The sequence below is a fragment of the Frankia sp. AgPm24 genome (assembly GCF_023243055.1).
Taxonomy (GTDB): Bacteria; Actinomycetota; Actinomycetes; order Frankiales; family Frankiaceae; genus Frankia; species Frankia umida.
In genome coordinates this window covers 1-20546 of the sequence record NZ_JALKFW010000223.1, presented here as the reverse complement: position 1 = coordinate 20546, position 20546 = coordinate 1, and the positions used below count along the sequence as shown (strand labels likewise).

Below are 20546 nucleotides of genomic sequence, written 5' to 3'. Positions count from 1 at the left end.
GGACCGGATCGGACCGGACCGGACCGGCGCGGTGCGGATCGGCGCGGTGCGGATCGGATCGGTGCGGATCGGCGCGGTGCGGATCGGATCGGATCGGATCGGTGCGGATCGGTGCGGATCGGGTCAGCGTGGGGGACTGGTGGGGGTGCGGTGGACGCCGGCATCATCGCGGCACTGATCACGTCGGTGGCGAGTGTCGTGGTGTCCGTGGGAGCGTCGGTGTGGACGCGCCGCCAGGGCGTCGAGCTGGAGCGGATGCGGTTCGAGTCGGAGCGCTCGGCCCGCGACCACGAGAAGCGCTCGGCGGCCAAGGCGGAGCTGGACCGCTACCGCGAGCCGCTGCTGCTCGCCGTCGTGGATCTGGGCGCGCGGCTGCACACGATCCGCGAGCGTGGGTTGCAGGGCTATCTGGGATCGACGCAGCGACGCGGGCGTCTGGCCGTGCTCGGCACGGTGTACTGCGTCGCTCGCTACCTCGGCACGCTGGAGATCCTCTACTCACGGCTGGCGTTGCTGCGTTTCGACAGTGCCACCGACACCCGGCTGGTCGCCGCGTTGCTGGCCGACATCGGCCGTGCCTTCTCCAGCCAGCTCCACGACGAGGATCCCCCGTCCGGTGCGCAGGAGGGCGGGGCGCCGGCGGGGGCCAGTTCGCTGCGCAAGGCCGAGCGCGCCGGCGAGCCGCGGTTCATGCTCTGGCGGGAGGAGCAGCGGGCCATCGGCGAGCTGATGCGTGGGCCGGACGGCACCGGCACCGTCTGCGTCGGATTCGCCTACTTCCACGACAGCTATGACGAGCTGTTCGCCAGCTGGCTCGACCCGTTCGCCGAGGCCCTGCGCGCGCCGTCCGCCCCGGACAGCGAGCGGCTCGCCCGGTTACAGACGCTGCTCGCCCTGCTGGTCACCCAACTCGACGAGGACGGTGGCTACAGCCTCACCGTGGACGGGACCACGGTCGCCCCCGAATGGGCCACCCCGGCCGCTCTCGCCCCGTGAGGGTCGACGGGGACTCCGCGACGGCCGGTCTGGTCCGGCACGCGGCGATCCGGTGGCCACAGGCCCGCGCTGGCCGTGTCCCTGGCCGTGTCACCTGGCCGGGTGGCACCTTCGACGCGCGATCCTGAGACAAGGACGCACAGCTCATCGCGGTACGTTCGGCAGATGCCAACGATGAAGCGCGATGGTGAGGTGTTCGTGCTGCATCTTGACCCCGATGACGAGAACCGGTTCCATCCCTACTGGATCGACGCCGTCGAGGCAGCCTTGGACGAGGCCGCCGCCGCCGAGGGACCACGGGCGTTGGTGACCGTGGGCAGCGGCCGGTTCTGGTCGAACGGTCTTGCCCTGGACTGGCTGCTCAGCCATACCGATCAGGTCGGCCCCTACCTCGACCGGGTGCACCGTCTGCTGGCCCGTACTCTCGCCTCGCCGGTGGTCACCGTGGCCGCGCTCAACGGTCATGCCTTCGCCGCCGGCGCGATCTGGGCGCTCGCCCACGACCTGCGGGTGATGCGCACGGACCGGGGCTATTTCTGTCTGCCCGAGGTCGACATCGACCTGCCGTTCACCCCGGGCATGTCCGCGCTGGTCCGCGCCCGGCTCGCCCCGTCCACCGCCCATCTGGCGATGACCACCGGCCAGCGTTACGGCGGCCAGCAGGCGCTCGGCGCCGGCATCGTCGATGCGGTGGCCTCCGCCGACGGTCTGCTCGGCGCCGCGCTGGAGCTCGCCCGTCCGCTCGCGGCGAAGACCAAACCGGCCCGCGCCCAGATCAAGGAGACCCTCTACGCCGAGGCCCTCGCCGCGCTGCGCACCCCCACCCCCGGCGTCTGAGCACCCTCCGGGACGACGGTCCAGGCTGGACGGCGGGGCCATCCGTGACGAGGCGGGTCAGGCAGGACGTCGGGTCAGGCAGGACGGCGGGGCTACGCGGGGGAGCGGGGCTGGCCGGGCTGATGGGCAAGGACGGTGTCGCGCAGGATGCGGGCGGCGGTGGAGGTGGCGCCGGCCGGGGTGACGATCGCCGTCGGGTAGATGGGGGCGGGCGGGTCCAGGGGGATCAGCCGCAGACCGTCGTGGACGCGGTTGTTCAGGCTCGGCGGTAGGACGGCGACGCCCAGACCGTGGGCGACGAGGTCGAGCAGGGTGTCGGTGTCGCCGACCTCGCAGGCCGGGCGGCGCCTGATGCCGAGTTCGGTGAACGCGGCGTCGACGATCGTGCGGGCACCCCATCCCGGTGGGTAGTCGACGAACGACTCGCCGGCGGCGTCCGCGAGCGTCACCGACGACCGGGCGGCGAACGGATGCCCGGCGTGGCAGGCGAACACCATCGGCTCCGAGTCGAGCGGGGTGACCTCCAGCGCCGCCAGTGGTTCCGCCACGCAGGCGAAGGCGATGTCCAGACGGCCGCCGGCGACCCGGTCGAGCAGGATCACCGTGGGTGCCTGCACCACGCGCAGGTCCACCGAGGGATGGGCGGTGTGGAAGGCGGCGAGCGCGTCGGTCACCCCACGCCGGAAACTCTGCATGATCCCGATGGTGAGCGGTCCGCGCACCCCGCTGACGACCCCGGCGACGGCCGTGCGCGCGGACTGCGCGGCGGCCAGGACCCGCCGCGCCTCGGTCAGCAGCACCTCACCCTCCCGGGTCAGCCGCACGGCCCGGGTGCTGCGGACGAACAGCTTCGCGCCGAGTTCCTTCTCCAACGCCCCGATGGACGACGACAGCCCCGACTGGACGATGTTCACCCGCCGCGCGGCCCGGGTGAAGTGCAGCTCCTCGGCGACCGCGAGGAAGTGCTCCAGCTGCCGTAGCTCCACCATGCCCCTCCTCGGGTCCATCACGGTGCGCTTCATGGTGCGTCGCGGCGCGGTCGCGGTGCTCGACCTCATCACCCCCACCGATGAAACCAAGCTGATTGTTCTGTTGGACAGGTTATCCGTGCGGGGCGACGCTGGGGACGTGATCGAGCGGAACGCACCTTCCCGCGGCCTGACCCGGCCGCCACCGGCCGACCCGGCGACCCCGGCGACCACGGCGACCACGGCGATCGGCCGGGGACTGGTCGCGCTGCTGGCGGTGAGCACCGGGCTCAGCGTCGCGGCGATGTACTACGCCCAACCCCTGCTGGACGACATCCGCGCCGACCTGGGGATGTCCACCGGGGCGGCGGGACTGCTGGTGACCGTCACCCAGGCCGGCTATCTGGTGGCGCTGTGCCTGCTGGTGCCGGTCGGGGACCTGGTGGCCCGCCGCCGGCTCATCCCGCTGCTCACCGCGGGCCAGGCCGCCGCCCTCGTCGTGCTGGCCACGGCCAGCTCACCGGCGCAGCTGTTCGCCGCGGGTATCGCGGTCGGGGCGCTGAGTGTCAGCGCGCAGGTCGGGGTGGCCTTCGCCGCGAGTCTGGCCGGGGACGCCGAGCGCGGCAAGGTCGTGGGCACGGTGATGAGCGGGCTGCTGATGGGCATCCTGCTGGCCCGCACGGCCGCGGGCTGGCTCGCGGATCTGGGCGGCTGGCGCACCCCGTACTGGGTGGCCGGTGGGGTGCAGGTGGTGATGTGCGTGGTGCTCGCCGTCCGGCTGCCGGCGGAACGGCCCCGCCCGGACGCCACCGCCGCCCCGCGTTACGGCGAGGCGGTGGCGTCGGTGGGACGACTGCTGCGGGACGAACCGGTGCTGCGCCGACGCGCGATCTACGGGGCGGCGGCGTTCGGGGGGTTCAGCGTCCTGTGGACGCCACTGTCGTTCCTGCTCAGCGCGGCGCCCTACGGCTGTTCGACCGGTGTCATCGGCCTGTTCGGTCTGCTCGGCCTGGTCGGCGTGCTGGCCGCCGCCGGGGCCGGCCGGGCCGCCGACCGGGGGCGGGCGAGCCTGGTCACGCTCGGCTCGGCGGGGCTGCTGCTGGTGTCCTGGCTGCCGCTGGGCCTGGGCGGTCAGCACCTGGCCGGACTCGTGGTCGGCGTCCTGGTGCTGGATCTGGCGGTGCAGGCGCTGCACATCACCAACCAGAGCGAGATCTACGCGCTGCGCCCCGAGGCCCGAAGCCGGCTGACCGCCGCCTACATGGCCACCTACTTCACCGGGGGTCTGCTGGGCTCCCTGGCCGCCGACGCCGCCTACAGCCATGGCGGATGGACGGGGGTCAGCCTCACCGGCGCCGCCTTCGGGCTGCTGGCCGTCACCGTGGCCGGGTGGGAGCGGCTGCGCCCGGGCGCTCGGCGGTCACGAACTGACTCGCCTGCGCCGTGACCGCGAACGCGTCGGCGACGGGATGGCCGTAACGCCGCGCGACCGCGGCGATCCCCTCGGCGCTGACCGTCCATCCGAGCCCACGCAGCACTCCCGCGGCGTCCCGATCGTCGTCGTCGTGGACGAGCGCGCGCATGTCGACACCCCACCGGTCCCGGGCGCCGTCGAGTTCGGCGTCGCTGACCGCGGTCAGAATGCGCCGGGCCTCCTCCACGGCGATCCGGCTGCCCGGGGCGGAGTGGGCGTCCACCCCGGCCAGCAGCTGGAGCTCGGCCTGCGCCGGCAGGTACGGCGTCAGCCCCTCGACCAGCCACAACGTCGGCGTGTCCGGGTCGAACCCGGTCGCCCGCAGCGACATCGCCCAGTCCCGGCGCAGGTCCACCGGCACCGGATGATGGACGCAGCCCGCCACCGCGCCCCGGGCCCGCAGCACCGCCAGCTTGAAGGCCAGCACCCGTGGCTGGTCGATCTCGAACACGGTGCTTCCCGCCGGCCACGACAACCGGAACGCCCGGGTGTCCAGCCCCGCGGCGAGAATGACCGTCTGACGGATGCCGTCCGCGAGCGCCCCGGTGACCATCGCGTCGAGGAACTTCGTTCGGATGCCCAGGTAACGGTTGGTCAGCATCCATGTGTCCGGCAACGCGTGGTCGCCCACCTCCGCGGGTGTCGTCGGCATCGGATGCGGCAGGTGGGCGGCCCGCACGAACGCCGCCGCCCACGGGTCGTCACACATCGCGTCCGGCTGGCCGCTTTCCACCGCCCGGGCGGCGGCCACGGCCAGCGCGGTGATGCCCACCCCGGTGGTGATGTCCCAGTCGACCAGACCGTCGGTGCTGGCCAGACCGTCGGTGCTGGCCGGGCCGTCGACGCGGTGGCTCCCGTCGACGTCGTCCGGATGGTTCGTCTGCCCGCGGGGTACTGCGTGCCGCACGTTCGCCATGGCCCGACCTCCAGAGATGCGCCCGTCTCGTCACCGAAGGTAGCTCCAGGCCGGATGGTCCGCCAGACGAGACCGCGTCCGCGCCGCGGCGTCGCTCACCCCGGGACGCGAGGATGGACGGCCCGGGACGCGAACCCGCCGGGCAGTGCGGGCGGGCCCGCGGGGCAGAGCGTGCGGGCTCGTCGAAGAGGGCAGGCGGGCCGGTGGGGCAGGGCAGGCGGGCCGGCCACGCGGGTGCGGGTTGGCCGGGCAGGGCGCGGGGTCGGTCAGGCAGGGCGCGGTCGATCGGGGTGATCGGCCGGCGGCCTGCCCGACCGCGGGGCGTCCGGGCCAGGTGGAGCGGGGTGGTCGGGCCGGGCGTCGTGCGGTCGGTGTCCCAGGTGCCTTGGGGAGGCGACGGGCGAGTCACGGTGGATGAGTCAGGTGGGGGATGACTCAGGTGACTCGGACGGCCCAGGCGACACAGGTGGTTCGGGTGGATCAGGTGGTTCGGGTGGATCAGACGGTTCAGGGGATCAGGTGGAGCTGTGGGCGGGCAGCGGCGGGGTGGGCAGGCCGGCCGCGGCGGCGGGTCGCTCGGCGACACCGCGGGGCACGGCTCCGGCGAGCCGGTCGAACCAGGCGGCCCGGCTGATGGCGTAGACGGCATGCTCCTCGCCGTGCAGGTACTGAAGGCGCGCGCAGGTCATGCCGAGGCGTTCGGCGACACGTACGGACGCGGTGTTCTCGGGCAGGATCACCGAGATCACTTCGGCGAGTTCGGGTCGTTCGGCGAACACCCAGCTGATCGCGGCGGTGCCGGCCTCGCGGGCGTAGCCGCGACCCCAACGGTCCCGGCGGATGAACCAGACCGCTTCGATGCCGGGCCAGCCCGGTTCGGTCCACAGGCCCGCGCGGCCGACGAGGTCGCCGGTGGCGCGTTCGACCACGGCCCACGGGCCCACGCCGGTCAGTGCCCAGCAGCCGATGTTGCCGGCCATCGCGTGCCAGACGCTGTCGGGATCACAACGGCCGCCGATGTAGCGGGTGAACTCGGTGTCCGACCAGATCGTGACGAAGCCAGGCGCGTCACTGGATCGCAACGGACGCATAACCAGTCGGTCGGTCGAGAGGGTCGGGATGGTAACCAGGGTGGCTTTCGTCCTCATCCAGTACCGCCTGCCGGAAGGGTGCGGCACGCCTCGAGGAAGGACGAGACCGCGGGGATTCGATGGTGGGCCGGGGAGAACGAGGAGGCGCACTGGCGCAGCCTCGCCTTCACAGTATGCGTCAGCTCGTCCGGTGCCGTGCGGATGACGTCCATCGCGATACGGGCGGCCTCTTCGGGTTCCGGTTCCCGTCCGATGAGGAACTTCGACGCGTACGACATGTAGGCGTGCTGCGATTCCTCGACGGTGTAGTCGCCGCCCTTGCGCTGATAGCCGGCGATCGCGATCGGCGCCCATTCCTGGGCCATGTCGACATCCCCCATGTTGATGGCGACACCGGACCGGAACATTGCGACAGCGGCCGGACCGACCGGCGTCTCACCCGGCATCGGGGCCATCGTGCAGGAGGCCGCCTCCATCCGGTTCAGGGCGTCGCGGGCAGATTCCTGGTCGCCCATCTTCGCATATGCCCGGGCCTCGTAGGCCGCCATCCGGCCGTCCATGTACGGATGCCGAACCTGCTGAACGAGGTTCAGCGCGGCGATCGCCTGCCGATACCGCTGGGTGTGATAGGCGATCGAGCTCTGCAGCGCGGCGACCGACATGATCAGAACCGGCTCGCCGATCTCGTCGGCATAGGTGCCGGCCAGCCCGGCGAAACGGCGGGCGGAGCGGAAGTCGTTCGTGTTGAACGCCAGCCGTCCGAGGAAGTAGGTGAGCTGACCGCCCAGCTGTGTCACCCGGGCCCGGGTGCCGGCGGACATCCGGCCGTCCAGGATCGACTCGATCTGCTTCCAGCGTTCCGCGACCTCGCCCAACAGCGCCAGATGTGGGGCGGAGCCGTAGACCTGGGCGATCTCGTCGACGTCGGACTCCAGCTCGTCGAGCGTGCGGTCCGATGCGCTGCCTGTCTCGATCCGCGCCCGGGTGGACGCGGCGATCGCCGACAGAGCCGGCAGTGCCGGGAGTGCAGCAAACTCTCGCCGGTTCGTGGAAATCACCTCATGGTCAATGGTCCGTGCACCATGGGTAATAAGCATCCCCTCCGGTGCAGGGACAAACTCATCGCTTGGTCGTCGCATCGGCGGGACGACACCAAGGCGGCGCGCCCGCTTCTCCCGATCGGCGGCGTCGCGCAGCCGGCGAATCGCCCCCCCGCAGGGAAGTACGACGTCCAGGGCATCGGAGAGATCTGGTGAAGGCACCTCCCTCCCGTTTACCGCCCTGGACACCTGCTGCCGCTTGAAGCCGGTCCGCTCGGCCAGTCTGCTGATGTTTGTCTCGTTGTCTCCGATCAATGACTGGAGCATGCCTGCCAGCTCGTCCAGTGAATCATTGCGTTGCCGTTCAGCCTCCACCGTGAACCTCCCAGCCGCATCTGTATCGGAGGGTGCAACGAGCCGTTGCGGGTCAGGCACCCATCTGTTGCACTCTGTCGTCGGGCAACGGCGAACTGTGTCATGACCCGAAACTCCGGCACTTCTGAGCCATCGGGTACCTGCTGCCCACTGTCCCTGGATCACTGTTGATCCAACCGCCTTTGTTTCGGGGAGGTTGCATGACGCCGCCGAGCCCTTCGGCAGGAATACCGAGCACTCTCTCGGTGCCCCTCGTGGTTGAGAAGGTTGCCCACACCACACACCCAACTGCGGACTGCCAGGTTCAGGCCCCCGCGCCGCCGCGGACTACCCGGGATGGGGGGGACATACCGCCGAATCCTGCGCACAGTGCCAGCTACACGGGACCTTGGTCCCGCTATCGACACCAACCCGACGTTGAGCCAACATTCGGACCACCCATCGGAGGTGCCCCCCGGGCCATACCCGTTCGGGTACCCCCGAGGGGCCTGCCGGTGCGTCACCCGGGCCGGCACTGGCTCGTCCCTCGTTACGCATCGTCGCCCGGCTTCGCGATTGTGGTCCTCGATGAGGCCGGTCTGCCGGTTGAGACGGTGGTGGGTTGGGTCACTGAGGCGTTGGCGGAAGGGCACGCGCAGTCGCGCTACGAGGTCGGGCGCTACCGGATCGTGCCTACCCGGCCGCCCGGCAAGGGCGTGGCGCCGCTGTCCGTCCGGGGCTGAGCGCCGGGGCCGGTCATCGGTGTCCGGTGCCCGGCCCCGGCGGCCCGTGGCCAGGGTGGGCGTGGGTTCCGGTGGCCGCGCGGGCGCCGCCGCGGCCCGCCGCCGGGGCCGTTCCGGGCGGCCCCGGCCGCGGCGCGACCCACCGGCGCCAGCGCCCGATCGGATTCGTTGCACCGCCCGGAAAGTGGTGTCGTACCAGTGCCTTCTCGGACTTTCGGGGGGAGTCGGAGGCCGCGGCTTCGATGGCACGAAGTGACCATGAAGGCCCCCGAACGTGTCCCCACGCTCGGTTTCCCCCGGCCCGCCCCGCGGCCGGCCTGGCGGGCGGGACGGCTGGCCGCAGGGCCGCCGATGGGGCCGGTGGCCACCCGACGGTCATCCGCTGGTGGCCTGCCGGCCACCGAACGGCCCCCGGTCGGCCCCCGTGTCGGGCCGGCCGTCAGTGCCGTGCGGCCCCTTGAGGTTCCGTCCGGCGGCGGCGGCTGACAGCGACCTTATGGTCGACCGAGGTGGCCGCGGGAGTCATGAATGTGCGGCGAGCGGTCCATCGCGGCGCGTGGAAATGCGCCCAGACGGTTGGTCGCGCGGCCCACGGATGATCGAACACCCGCTGGTTGGGTGTTCATTGCGAGATGGGACAGAGGGTGTTGTGGCTTTCGTTGCGTGCCATTCGCCGTCCGGACCGGTCACGACCCTCGGCTAATGCGGACGGATTGTTGCCGTCCTGGGGGGTGGCTCGGTGACGGCGGCGCAGTGTCGCATCTGAGGCGTCCGGCGTCCAGCGCCGGCGGACGCTCGCGGCACCGGACGCCACACGTGGTTGGCCACTCGTTGATGCTCCAGCCGCCCGTGGGCTGAAAACGCCCGCCTGGCTATGTGCTGACCGGGTCGACGTCGTTCACGGGTGCGTTCAGCGCGGTGGCCAGTGTCTGGGCGCTCTGGGCCGCGTCGGAATCCGGGTCGATGACGCGGGTGCCGCGCAGCAGGGAGGCGAACGCGCCGATGACCGCCATGACGGTCGCCATGGTGAACGCGATGACCAGACCGTGGTGGAACGGTCCGGCGATCAGATGGGGGAAGAACTCCCGTCCGGTGATCTCCTGGGCGTCCGCCGCGGGAAGTCGGCTCAGGGTGTCGTCACCGAGCAGGTTCTGCATCGGGTTGTAGCCGAGGAACGCGGCGAACAGGCTGCCGACCGGTGGCAGTTCGGCGACCCGGTTCACGACGTCGGCGGGCAGACCGCGGGCGGACAGTCCGTCGCGCAACGAGGCGGGCAGCGAGGCGGCGAGCCCTGCGATCATCAGGGAGAAGAACAGGCCGATCGACAGCACCTGGCCGGAGTTCATGAACGTTCCGCGCATGCCGGACGCCCCGCCGCGCGCCGCCGGTGGCACGACGTTCATCACCGCCGTCGTGTTCGGCGCGGAGAACAGGCCCGAGCCGATGCCGTTGAGCAGCAGCAGCAGCGCGAACACCGGATAGCTGAAGTCGGTGGGCAGCAGCAGCAGACCCACGAACGTGCCGGCGACGATCAGCATCCCGCCGGTGGCGAACGCGCGGGCGCCGAAGCGGTCCGACAAAAAGCCCGAGGCCGGCCCCGCGATCAGGAACCCGACGGTCAGCGGCAGCATGTAGATGCCCGCCCACAGCGGGGTGTCGATGAAGTCGTAGCCGTGCAGCGGCAGCCAGATGCCCTGCAGCCAGATGATCAGCATGAACTGCATGCCGCCGCGGGAGACCGCGAACAGCAGGGTCGTCGCGTTGCCGGCGGCGAAGGCCCGGTTGCGAAACAGCGTCAGGTCGAACATCGGCTGTGCCACCCGCCGCTCGACCGCGACGAACAGCGCCAGCAGCGCCGCCCCGCCGATGAGCGCCCCGAGCACCTTCGGACTCGTCCAGCCCATGTCGTGCCCACCGTAGGGCTGGATGCCGTAGGTGACCCCGGCCAGCAGCGCGGTCAGCCCGACCGCGAACGTGATGTTGCCCCACCAGTCGATGCGGGCGGCGACGCGGCGTCCGGTGTCACGCAGGCTGCGGTACGACCAGATCGTGCCGACCACGCTGATCGGGACGCTGACCCAGAACACCGCCCGCCAGTTCCACTCGGAGAGCAGACCGCCCGCGACCAGCCCGATGAACGACCCGGCGAGCGCCGCCACCTGATTGATGCCCATGGCCATCCCGCGCTGGTCGGCGGGGAACGCGTCGGTGAGGATCGCGGTCGAGTTCGCCAGCAGCATCGCGCCGCCGATCCCCTCGATCACCCGGAAGCCGATCAGCCACAGCGCGCCGGCCGCCCCCTGCAGCGGGGTGAGCGTCAACCCGATCGCCGAGACGGTGAACAACGCGAACCCCGCGTTGTAGATGCGGACCCGGCCGTACATGTCGCCCAGGCGGCCCAGCGTCACCACCAGGACGGCGGAGACCAGCATGTACCCCATGAGCAGCCACAGCAGGTAGCTGACGTTGCCCGGGGTGAGTGGGTCCAGGTGGATGCCACGGAAGATCGCCGGCAGCGAGATGATGACGATGGAGCTGTTCACCGTCGCCAGCAGCACGCCGATCGTCGTGTTCGACAGGACGACCCACCGGTACCCCGAGCCTGAGGATCCCGAGCCCGGTGATCTCGAGCCCGGTGATCCTGGTCCTGCGGTCGCGGCCGTGGACATAGCGGACCGTCCCTCCCATCACAGCGTGACCTGCGGAGATCACCAGCCGAGCGCGGGTCGATCCCGCCTGGCGGTGACCGAGGCATGCCGAGGACACCAACGGTCGTTGTACGGCCGCTCGGGGTTCGGCGGGGGCCTCATGCCGGTGTGCGTACGGGCGGCGGCGGTTGCCGCGGCGCGTCGCAGCCGAAATTTACTGTCTCACAACTAAGGACTGGTCGTACGGCGTACGTCAGCTCGTCTCGCGAGGGCGCGGACGGCGGTTCGGCCCCGCCGGGTGTCACTGTCGCCGGTCCGTGCGCCGAACGTGAACGTCCTGCGACCCAGCGTTGTTGTTTCGGCCCGCCGCGCCTGATTTCCCGGCGAAGTTCGACTCGGGACGAGGTTGTCGACGTAAAAGTGGTGACAAAGGTAGGAGAAGAGTCGCAACGATCCTCGAGAGAGCGGGGCACCGTGGCCACCGATGTCGAGAGCACACTGGGTGCGGACGACTACGACGAGTTCGGCCTCCTGCACGAGAACGCCGAGGAACTGGGCCTGCCGTTCGCCGGTCGTCCGGACCTCAGTCGCCGCTACGCCGATCTGCCCGACGGTGGCCGGCTGAGCTACCTGCGGTGGGGACGGGCCGATCCGGAGATCGTCTTTCTGCACGGTGGCGGTCAGAACGCGCACACCTGGGATTCGGTCGCGCTCGTGCTCGGACGCCCCGCGGTGGCGTTCGACCTGCTGGGGCATGGACGCTCGTCCTGGCGCGACGATCGTGACTACGGTCCGTGGAGCAATGCGGAGGCGCTTGGGGCGGTACTGCCGGCGGTCGCGCCCGCGGCGGCCGTGGTGGTCGGGATGTCACTGGGTGGTGCCACGCTGATCCGGCTGGCGGCGACCTTCGCGCAGCTGTGCCGGCGCATCGTGATCGTCGACGTGACCCCGCAGGTCACCGACCCCGAGCGGCTGCCGAAGGGCGCGGATCTCGGGGCTGTCGCGCTGATCGGCGGCCCGCCGACGTTCGACTCGTTCGAGGAGATGGCCGCCGGCGCCGTGGCGTTGAGCCCGAACCGTCCGGCCGCCGCGGTGCGCCGCGGGGTCCGGCACAACGCCCGCCGGTTGCCGGACGGCCGATGGGGCTGGCGCTATGACCTGTTCGCCCCGCGCGCTCCCGCGCCGAGTGTGCCGCCAGCTGGCGGGGAGGGTCGCCGCGACCAGTCCGACCTGCGCCCGCTGTGGGACGACGTCAGCCTTATCTCCGCTCCGACGCTGCTGGTTCGCGGTGGTGACTCGAAGTTCGTCCACGACAGTGATGTCGCCGAGTTCCGGCGTCGGGTTCCGTCCCTGCGGGACACGGTGGTGGGTGGCGCCGGCCATGCGGTGCAGAGCGACCAGCCGCTCGAGCTCGCCGGCCTCATCCGCTCGTTCGCCGGGCTCGCGGATGCCGAGGGTGCCGCCCCGGTCGTGGAGGGGAAGGTTGTCACCAGCAGTGAGGGCATTCACGGACAGTGAGAGCAAAAACGCTCGAGAGTGTCTCTTCGCAGAACTTAGCCAGCTAAGTGGCAACAATGGGCAGCTATGCACGGCGAGTGAGAATTTTTGCCCCGGTTTGCGAGTGATCGTCACTCTTGGTGTGAGATTCGATGCCGACCGTGCCCAGCATGCCCTGACGGCGGGACGCCCCGGTGTCGACGGCGAAGCCTCCAGCCTAGCGGCAGGCACTGACATCCTTACGGACCGTCACTTCGGCCGAGATCGCGGGCCTTGACGGACGAAGGCTGTCGCGTCCTGCCACCATCGTCTCCGCCGACGAGAAGCGCGGGCGCGGGCGCGTAGGCGTGGCGGAACGGAATCGGCCCCGGTCCGGCCGGAAGCGAATCCGGTGCGGACTGGGGCCGATATGCGGTGCTGCGGGTGCTGCGGGTGCTGCGGGTGCTGCGGGTGCTGCGTCGGCGTCGGCGTCGGTGGCGGGGCCGGGTGTGGGTCGAGGTGTGGGTGTGGGTCGAGGTGCGGGTGGAGGTGTGCGTCGGGCGGGAGGTGGCGTCTAGCTGGTGGCGGTGGCGGTGAGGTCGTAGACGGTCTGGCTGCCGACGGTGGTGGCGGTGTAGTGGGCGGCGATCCAGGCCGCGATCTGGGAGGCGGTCGAGGTCGAACTGTTGCCGCCCATCCCACCGCCCATCCCGCCACCGAAGATGAAGTAGTGGATGCGGCCCTCGGTCACCCACTGCTGGAACTGGGTGAGGGTGGGCGCCGGGTCACTGCCGTCCCAGCCGCCGATGGCGATCACGGACTGTCCGCTGGCCAGTTCCAGTTCCGCGGCGGTCGTCGCGCCGGAGGTGGCCGCGGCCCAGGTCGTCGTCGACTTCGACAGCAGCGCGACCAACTCCGCGTTCGCGCTCTGCCCACCGCCCATGCCGCCGCCCGCCGGCCTCGCTCCGTCGGTGGACGTCGTACCCGTCGTGGACGAGGCGGCGCCGGCCGCGGACGTCGTGCCGGTGCTGCGGGTGGTGGACGTGCTGGTGGTGGAGGAGGAGGCGCCGGCGGTGGTGGACGTGCCGGAGGTGCTGGTGGTGGTGGGGCCGGCGGTGCTGGTGGTGGTGGGGCCGGCGGTGCCGGCGGGGGGTTGGCCGGGGGCGTTGCCGCGCATGCCGCGGCCGAAGCCGCCGCCCATGGATGACGCGGCCGCGGGGCCGGCGGAGGGGGTGGAGCCGGTGTGGGCCTGGGAGACCGTGGCCAGGGTGTAGGCGGTGCTGCCGGTGCCCAGGCCGAGCACGGTGGCCAGGGCGAGGACGACGGCGAGGCGCCCGGGGCGGCCGGGGGTGGGACGTCCGGCGGCGCCGACGGCCAGGGCGACGGCCACCAGCAGGCAGCCGATCAGGATGATCCAGCGTAGTGCGGGCAGCCAGGTGGACACCCGGTCCAGCAGGACGTGGTTCCAGGCACCGGTGACGGCGACCATCGCGGCGAGCGCGATCCGGGCCGAACGGCGGTCGCGGAGGCGCCACAGGGCGACCCCGACGCCGGCGACCAGCGCGGCGATCGCGGGGGCGAGGGCGGCGGTGTAGTACGGGTGGATGATTCCGCTCATGTAGCTGAACACCAGGCCGCTGACCAGGAGCCAGCCACCCCAGAGCAGCAGTCCGGCCCGGTGGGCGTCGGTGCGCGGCGCGCGCCGGGTCGCCCACAGGCCGGCGACCAGGGCGATCAGCGCGGCGGGCAGCAGCCAGGAGATCTCCCCGCCCATCCGCTCGGCGAACAGCCGGGTGATGCCGGTCGGCCCACCGAACGAGCCGCCCATCCCACCACCACCGCCGCCACCGCCGCCGGAGCCGGCGGTGGCACCGACGATCCGTCCGAGACCGTTGTAGCCGAGCGCGAGCTGCCAGAGGCTGTTGTTCGTCGACCCGCCGATGTAGGGACGCGAACCGGCCGGCCACAGGTCGACCAGGGCCACGTACCATCCGGCGGACACGATGATCGCGCCGAGCCCGGCGAGCAGGTGCGGCAGCCGCCGGCGAAGTCCCGTCGGCGCGGCGATCAGGTAGGCCAGCCCCAGGGCCGGCACGATCAGGAACGCCTGCGCGAGCTTGGTGAGGAACGCGAACCCGAGGCAGGTCCCGGCTACGGTGAGCCAGCGCCAGCTCGCCCGCTCGAGGGCCCGCACCGTCGCGTAGGCGGCACCGACCAGCAGCAGCACGAGCAGCGCGTCCGGATTGTCGAACCGGAACATCAGCGCCGCCACCGGGGTGAGGGCGAACGCGGCGCCAGCGAGCAGGCCCGCGCCGACCCCGGCGGTGCGCCGCACCGTCGCGGCGAGCAGCCCGACCGCGGCCACACCCTCCAGTGCCTGCGGCACCAGCACCGACCAGGACGAGAACCCGAAGATCCGCGCGGACAGTCCCGACACCCACAGCGACGCCGGTGGCTTGTCGACCGTGATCGCGTTTCCGGCGTCCAGCGAGCCGAACAGCAGCGCCTTCCAGCTCTGCGAGCCCGCCTGGGTGGCCGCGGCGTAGAAACTGTTCGCGTACCCGGACGCGCTGAGGTTCCACAGGTACAGCACCGCCGTCACCCCGAGCAGGACCAGCAGCGCCGGACGTGCCCAGCTCGGGTCGTCCGCCGCCCCCCGTGCCCACCGCCGGGCCAGGTTCGGCCGGTGCCGTCCGCCGCCGCTGCCACTGCTGCCACTGCCGCCACTGGTGTGGCGCCGTCGTGCGTCGGCGTCCGGTTCGGCGACCTGGCGGTGCCGGTGGGCCGGCGGCGAGCCGGTGACCAGGGGCTGCTCCTCGGTCACCGGCCCGCGGTGCGGCGCGATCGTGGACGAAGGCGGGCTGGCCTGCGCTGGTGTCATGGTCCACACGATCAGACCCGGCGCTGCGAGATCCCTGTGCCACCGCTGGGCGATCCCTGTGAGCCTTCCCGCCAGCCGTCCACGACACCCCCTGGAGGGCGGGTCAGACGGTGGCGAGCAGGGTGCGCATCGCGGCGATCTCGGTGGTCTGGGTGGTACGGATGCGTGCGGCGAGGTCCTTGGCGGGGGCGTACCGTCCGCCCTGGATCTCGGTGGACGCCATGTCGATCGCGCCCTGGTGGTGGTCGATCATCATGGTGAGGAACATGGTGTCGAACGCCGCGCCGGAGGTGTTCGCGAGCGCGGTCATGTCCTCGTCCGACATCATTCCCGGCCCGGTGTGACCGGCGCCGTGGGTGTGCTCCTGGTGTCCGTCCTGGTGGGCGTTGGCGGCGGACGGGACGGGCTCGGACCAGTCGGCGAGCCAACCCGTCATGGTGGTGATCTCCGGGGTCTGGGCGGCGTGGATCCGGGTCGCCAAGGTCCTGACCCTGGTGTTCTGGGTGCGGGTCGCCACCAGGTCGACCATGTCGACGGCCTGCTGATGGTGCGGGATCATCGCCTGGGCGAAGCGGGTGTCGACACTGTTGTGGTCGGGGGTGTCGCCACCGCAGGCGGCGACGACGGTGGCGGCCAGCAACGCCGCGATGAGCTGAACGATCCGTTTCACGTGAGCTCCTCGTCAGGTGAACGTCCATGGCACAGGCGAATGCGCGCGGCCCCGTTTTCTGGGACGCGCGGGATTCGTCGGTCTACCGACGCAGCACGCAGAGCGAGGTGAACAACGGTACGGCGGACGACACCGCCCGGCCCGACGGCGGGGACCGCCCCGTCCGCGCCAGGACGACCGCCGGCAGGCGCGGCGCCGACCGGGCGGCTCGTGACACCGCGGCGGCCAGCAGCCCCGCCAGCAACAGCACCCCGGCGCCCCGCAGAAACGCCAGACACAGCGACCCGCCGTCATGCCCGCCGTGCCCGCCGTCATCAGGATGCCCGCCGTGATCAGGGTGCCCGCCGTGGTGGCGGGTCGCGGGCCCGGCCGGGGGAGCGGGCGCCATGGCGTGCCCGGCGTCGGCGGGAGCGGCGACGGTGGTGGCGGGGGGTCGTCCGGTGGGCTGGGCGGACAGGCCGCCGTGCATGAGCAGGATGCCCAGGAGAACGGGGACGACCAGGGGGAGTCCCGCGCGTCCGCCCGGACCATGACGGCGAGCGCTCGGGGGTCGGGACGGGGCGGGCACCGGCTCATGATGCCCCGCTCCCAGCGTCACTCGACCCGGGTAGGACAGTGACGGTCGTGATACCGGGCAGGTGCGGTTATGGCGGGCCGTTCCGCGGGTGCACTACGTTTTCTGCTGCGCCTGGACGACACGTGATGACGCCCGGCGACCGGCTGCCCAGCCGTCCTGGGGAGGGGAGTTCGCATGCCGCTGGCCATCTCCGACGATCACCGGGCGCTCGCCGAGGTGGTGCGGGACGTCGCCGTGGCCGAGGGCCTGCGCGCGTTGACCCGGCGGGCGCTCGACGCCCTGCCCGAGCCGGAGAGTCCGCCGAACATCTACCGCGAGCGCCGCGCGGCGCGACCGACCTCGTCCGGTTCCGCGGCACCGGACGAGGTCGGTTCCGCGGAACCCTCGGGTGCCGGTTCGGCGCGACCTTCGGGTGGTGGTGCCGCGGAACCTTCGGGCGGGGCCGGGCTGCCCGGGGGTGGCGCCGGGGTGGGGGCGTCGGTGGGAGGCGGCCGCGCGGAACCGTCCTGGTGGCGGATGGCGGAGCTGGGCTGGTTGGGGTTGCATCTGCCGGCGGAGTACGGCGGGTCCGGGTTTGGTCTGGCGGAGCTCGCGGTCGTCTGCGAGGGGCTCGGCGGGCAGGTCGCCGGGGGACCGTTCCTGCCGACGGTCGTCGCCTCGGCGGTGATCGCCGCGGTCGGTAGCGTCGAGCAGCGGGCCGCGCTGCTGCCCGGGCTTGCCGACGGTACCCGCGTCGCCTCGCTGGCCACCGCGGCCACCATCACCACCGATGCCGCCGGCACCGTGGACGTCGCCGGTTCGGCCGGCGCGGGCGGCAGGGCCGGTTCGGCGGGCGCGGGGGCTGTGGCGGGTCTGCTGCTGGACGGGGAGGTGGCGGCGGCGCTGGGCGGGGTGTGGGCGGGGATTCATCTGCTGCCGGTGGGGGCGGATGATCTCGCCGTGGTGGTCGCGGACGCGCCGGGGCTGGTGGTGCGGGCGGCCCAGCGGGCGCTCGATCCGTCGCTGGGGCTGGCGTCGCTGACGTTGCGGGGGGTGGCGCCGCATCCGATGGGGGTGTTGCGGGGCGGACAGGCGGTGGCGGTACGGGTGCTGCGCACGCTCGCCGCGGCGCAGGCGGCCGGTGGGGCGCGGGCGACGCTCACGATGGCGCTGGAGCACGCGAAGGTCCGCGAGCAGTTCGGGCGGATCATCGGCGGCTTCCAGGCGGTGAAACATCATCTGGCGAACATGCTCGTCCAGACGGAGCTTGCCACCGCCGCGGCCTGGGACGCGGCCCGCGCACTCGAGGGCGCGACAGCGGTGACGGCGGGAGACCCGTCGGCAGGAGACCCGTCGGCGGGGGGCGCGTCGGCGGGGGAGGCCGGGGAGGCGGAGCTGGCGGCGGCAGTGGCGGCGGCGCTGGCGTTGCCGGCCTACGAGCACAACGCGCGGCTCGCCATCCAGCTGCTCGGAGGGATCGGCTTCACCTGGGAGCACGACGCGCACCTGTACCTGCGGCGATCGGCGGCGCTCGCGGTGCTGGCGGGGCCGGCCGATGACGCTCGGGTGGACGTCCTGACGCTGGTGCGGGGCGGGGTGACGCGGCGGTTCGCCGTCGAACTGCCGGCGCGGGCCGAGGAGTATCGCCGCGACGCGCGGGAGTTCGTCGCACGCCACCGCGCCGCGCCCGAGGGCGAACGGCGCGGGCTGCTCGCCGACAGCGGCTACCTGGTGCCGCACTGGGTGGCGCCGTGGGGGCGTGGCGCGGGGGCGGTCGAGCAGCTGGTGATCGACGAGGAGCTGGTCAGGGGCGGGGTCGACGTCCCGGATCTGGAGATCGGTGGCTGGGTGCTGTTGACGATCACCCAGCACGGGGCGCCCGAGCAGCTCGCGCGGTGGCTGCCGGCGAGTCTGCGCGGTGAGCTGGTGTGGTGCCAGCTGTTCAGCGAACCGAACGCCGGCTCGGATGCGGCCGCGGTGACCACCCGCGCCGAACGCGTCGAGGGCGGCTGGCGCGTCCACGGGCAGAAGGTGTGGACGACCGGCGCCCATGCCTGTGACTGGGGGCTCGCGACGGTGCGGACCGACCCGTCCGCGGCCAAGCATCGGGGCATCACCACGATGGCGATCGATCTGCGGGCGCACGGTGTCGAGATCCGACCGTTGCGGGAGATCACCGGCGAGGCGCTGTTCAACGAGGTCTTCCTCGACGACGTGTTCGTCCCGGACGATGACGTCGTCGGGCCGGTCGGCGCCGGCTGGACGGTCGCCCGCGCGGTGCTCGGCAACGAACGGGTCTCGATCGGCGCGGGCAGTGGGGCCGATCGCCGGTCGGTGGCCCGGCTGCCCGGGTTGCATGCCCGCTACGCCGCCTCCGATCTGGGGTTGGCCCGTGAGGCCGGGCAGCTGCTCGCGGTCGCGCAGGCCCTGGACGTGCTGAACCTGCGGCGGGTGCAGCGGGCGGTGGCGGGCGCGGGGCCGTCCGCGGAGGGCAGTGTCAGCAAGCTGGTGGCGGCCGAGTTCGCCCAGCAGGCCAGCGAACTGGCGGTGCGGATCGCCGGCGCCGCCGTCGCGACGGGCGCGGAGGCGGAGCTGGGTCGTTCCTATCTGATGAGTCGGGCGTTCACGATCGCCGGCGGGACGTCCGAGATCAGCCGCAACGTCATCGCCGAGCGTATTCTCGGCCTGCCCCGCGAAGCCGGCCCGCCCCGCGAACCCGGCCAGCCCCGCGAACCCGGCCAGCACTGAGTATCTGTGAGGTGTGCGTGCAGTACGTGAAGCTCGGCGCGACGGGGCTCGATGTCTCGAGGATCTGCCTGGGCTGCATGAGCTACGGCGACCCGGCCCGCGGCAACCACGAGTGGACGCTCGACGAGGACACCGCCCGGCCGTTCTTCCGCGCCGCGATCGAGGCCGGCGTGACGTTCTTCGACACGGCGAACGTCTACTCCGACGGCAGCAGCGAGGAGATCACCGGACGGGCGCTCGCCGAGTTCGCCCAGCGCGACGAGATCGTGCTGGCGACGAAGGTGCACGGGCGGATGCGGCCAGGACCCAACGGCGGCGGGCTGTCGCGCAAGGTCATCCTGGCCGAGATCGACGCGAGCCTGCGCCGGCTGGGCACCGACTACGTGGATCTCTACCAGATCCACCGGTTCGACCCGGGCACCCCGCTCGAGGAGACCCTCGAGGCGCTGCACGACGTGGTGAAGGCGGGTAAGGCCCGCTACCTCGGCGCCTCGTCGATGTACGCGTGGCAGTTCGCCAAGGCGTTGTTCCTCGCCGACGCCCACGGCTGGACCAGGTTCGTCTCCATGCAGAACCATTACAACCTGATCTACCGCGAGGAGGAACGGGAGATGCTCGGGCTGTGCGCCGACCAGGGCATCGGCGTGATCCCGTGGAGCCCGCTGGCCCGCGGCCGGCTCACCCGCCCCTGGGACGAGACCACCGCCCGCAGCGAGAGCGACCAGTTCGGCCGCACCCTCTACGCCGACGGCGACCGCCGGATCGTCGAGGAGGTCGCCCGCATCGCCGCCGCCCGCGCGATCCCACCCGCCCAGGTGGCACTGGCCTGGCTGCTGGCCCAGCCCGGCGTCACCGCGCCGATCATCGGCGCGACCCGGCTGACCCACCTCGACGACGCGCTCGCCTCCCTGGACGTCACCCTCACCGCCGACGAGATCGCGCGGCTCGAAGCCCCCTACACCCCCCACCGCACCGCCGGCTTCCAGTAGCCGGGCGGCCCCGGGGCTACCAGGTTGCGGCCCAGTGCTCCGGCCTTCAGGCCGGGGGTGAAGGGCCGCGCGGGAAGGCCGTCCTGCGGCCTGAGCGTGCCCTAGACCGGACGGGCCTGGTCCTCGATGTACCGGCGGAGCACGTCCAGCGGCGCGCCA

At 72.2% G+C, this 20546-nt stretch carries 16 protein-coding genes; 8 read left to right on the top strand and 8 right to left on the bottom strand.

The genetic code is table 11. The features are described 5' to 3' along the window. Positions 1-150 precede the first annotated feature (150 nt). Both MXD61_RS26605 and MXD61_RS26600 read left to right on the top strand, forming a co-directional pair. Positions 151-996, top strand: a complete 846-nt coding sequence (locus MXD61_RS26605; protein ID WP_248816158.1) for a hypothetical protein — start codon at positions 151-153, stop codon at positions 994-996. A gap of 165 nt (positions 997-1161) precedes the next feature. Then, complete coding sequence (locus MXD61_RS26600) at positions 1162-1833, top strand: enoyl-CoA hydratase-related protein (protein ID WP_248816157.1); 672 nt, start codon at positions 1162-1164, stop codon at positions 1831-1833. 92 nt (positions 1834-1925) lie between these two features. Here MXD61_RS26600 and MXD61_RS26595 read toward each other — a convergent pair whose 3' ends face one another. Next, entirely contained in the window at positions 1926-2822 is an 897-nt protein-coding gene (locus MXD61_RS26595) for a LysR family transcriptional regulator (RefSeq protein ID WP_248816156.1), read from the bottom strand. Between the two features lie 139 nt (positions 2823-2961). Between MXD61_RS26595 and MXD61_RS26590 the strand changes: the two genes are divergently transcribed. Further along, positions 2962-4248 (top strand): MFS transporter, encoded by a 1287-nt coding sequence (locus MXD61_RS26590; protein WP_248816155.1) that lies wholly within the window; start codon positions 2962-2964, stop codon positions 4246-4248. Here MXD61_RS26590 and MXD61_RS26585 read toward each other — a convergent pair. From MXD61_RS26585 to MXD61_RS26575, 3 genes are all read right to left on the bottom strand, one after another. Continuing rightward, the gene (locus MXD61_RS26585) at positions 4178-5191 is read right to left on the bottom strand and encodes an SAM-dependent methyltransferase (RefSeq protein WP_248816154.1); all 1014 of its coding nucleotides are present in this window, start codon (positions 5189-5191) and stop codon (positions 4178-4180) included. The genes MXD61_RS26590 and MXD61_RS26585 overlap by 71 nt on opposite strands. 515 nt (positions 5192-5706) lie before the next feature. Continuing rightward, the gene (locus MXD61_RS26580; protein WP_248816153.1) at positions 5707-6282 is read right to left on the bottom strand and encodes a GNAT family N-acetyltransferase; all 576 of its coding nucleotides are present in this window, start codon (positions 6280-6282) and stop codon (positions 5707-5709) included. Positions 6283-6335: 53 nt separating this feature from the next. Continuing rightward, the gene (locus MXD61_RS26575; RefSeq protein WP_248816152.1) at positions 6336-7757 is read right to left on the bottom strand and encodes a hypothetical protein; all 1422 of its coding nucleotides are present in this window, start codon (positions 7755-7757) and stop codon (positions 6336-6338) included. A gap of 434 nt (positions 7758-8191) precedes the next feature. On the opposite strand from MXD61_RS26575, the gene MXD61_RS26570 reads away from it, so the two are divergent. Then, positions 8192-8419, top strand: coding sequence for a hypothetical protein (locus MXD61_RS26570; RefSeq protein WP_248816151.1), 228 nt, complete (start codon positions 8192-8194; stop codon positions 8417-8419). Between the two features lie 872 nt (positions 8420-9291). Here the strand turns inward: MXD61_RS26570 and MXD61_RS26565 are convergent. Continuing rightward, entirely contained in the window at positions 9292-11088 is a 1797-nt protein-coding gene (locus MXD61_RS26565; RefSeq protein ID WP_248816150.1) for an MFS transporter, read from the bottom strand. Positions 11089-11541: 453 nt separating this feature from the next. Here MXD61_RS26565 and MXD61_RS26560 point away from each other — a divergent pair, with 453 nt between their 5' ends. Together MXD61_RS26560 and MXD61_RS26555 are read left to right on the top strand one after the other, a co-directional pair. Further along, a complete protein-coding gene (locus MXD61_RS26560) occupies positions 11542-12585 on the top strand; it encodes an alpha/beta fold hydrolase (RefSeq protein WP_248816149.1) in 1044 nt (347 codons plus the stop codon). Positions 12586-12978: 393 nt separating this feature from the next. Beyond that, a complete protein-coding gene (locus MXD61_RS26555; protein ID WP_248816148.1) occupies positions 12979-13140 on the top strand; it encodes a hypothetical protein in 162 nt (53 codons plus the stop codon). Here MXD61_RS26555 and MXD61_RS28235 read toward each other — a convergent pair. The 3 genes from MXD61_RS28235 to MXD61_RS26540 form a co-directional block, all read right to left on the bottom strand. Continuing rightward, on the bottom strand, positions 13118-15424 hold the full coding sequence (locus tag MXD61_RS28235; protein ID WP_285223392.1) for a glycosyltransferase family 39 protein: 2307 nt from the start codon (positions 15422-15424) through the stop codon (positions 13118-13120). The two genes, MXD61_RS26555 and MXD61_RS28235, sit on opposite strands and share 23 nt — an antisense overlap. Positions 15425-15527: 103 nt before the next feature. Continuing rightward, positions 15528-16094 carry a DUF305 domain-containing protein gene (locus MXD61_RS26545; RefSeq protein WP_248816147.1) on the bottom strand — a complete coding sequence of 189 codons (567 nt, stop codon included), beginning with the start codon at positions 16092-16094 and terminating at the stop codon, positions 15528-15530. An 82-nt stretch (positions 16095-16176) separates the two neighbouring features. Beyond that, the gene (locus MXD61_RS26540; RefSeq protein ID WP_308222857.1) at positions 16177-16662 is read right to left on the bottom strand and encodes a DUF6153 family protein; all 486 of its coding nucleotides are present in this window, start codon (positions 16660-16662) and stop codon (positions 16177-16179) included. A 183-nt stretch (positions 16663-16845) separates the two neighbouring features. Between MXD61_RS26540 and MXD61_RS26535 the strand changes: the two genes are divergently transcribed. Beyond that, on the top strand, positions 16846-19398 hold the full coding sequence (locus tag MXD61_RS26535) for an acyl-CoA dehydrogenase (protein WP_248816146.1): 2553 nt from the start codon (positions 16846-16848) through the stop codon (positions 19396-19398). 17 nt (positions 19399-19415) lie between these two features. Then, positions 19416-20387 carry an aldo/keto reductase gene (locus MXD61_RS26530; protein WP_248816196.1) on the top strand — a complete coding sequence of 324 codons (972 nt, stop codon included), beginning with the start codon at positions 19416-19418 and terminating at the stop codon, positions 20385-20387. Positions 20388-20546 lie beyond the last annotated feature (159 nt).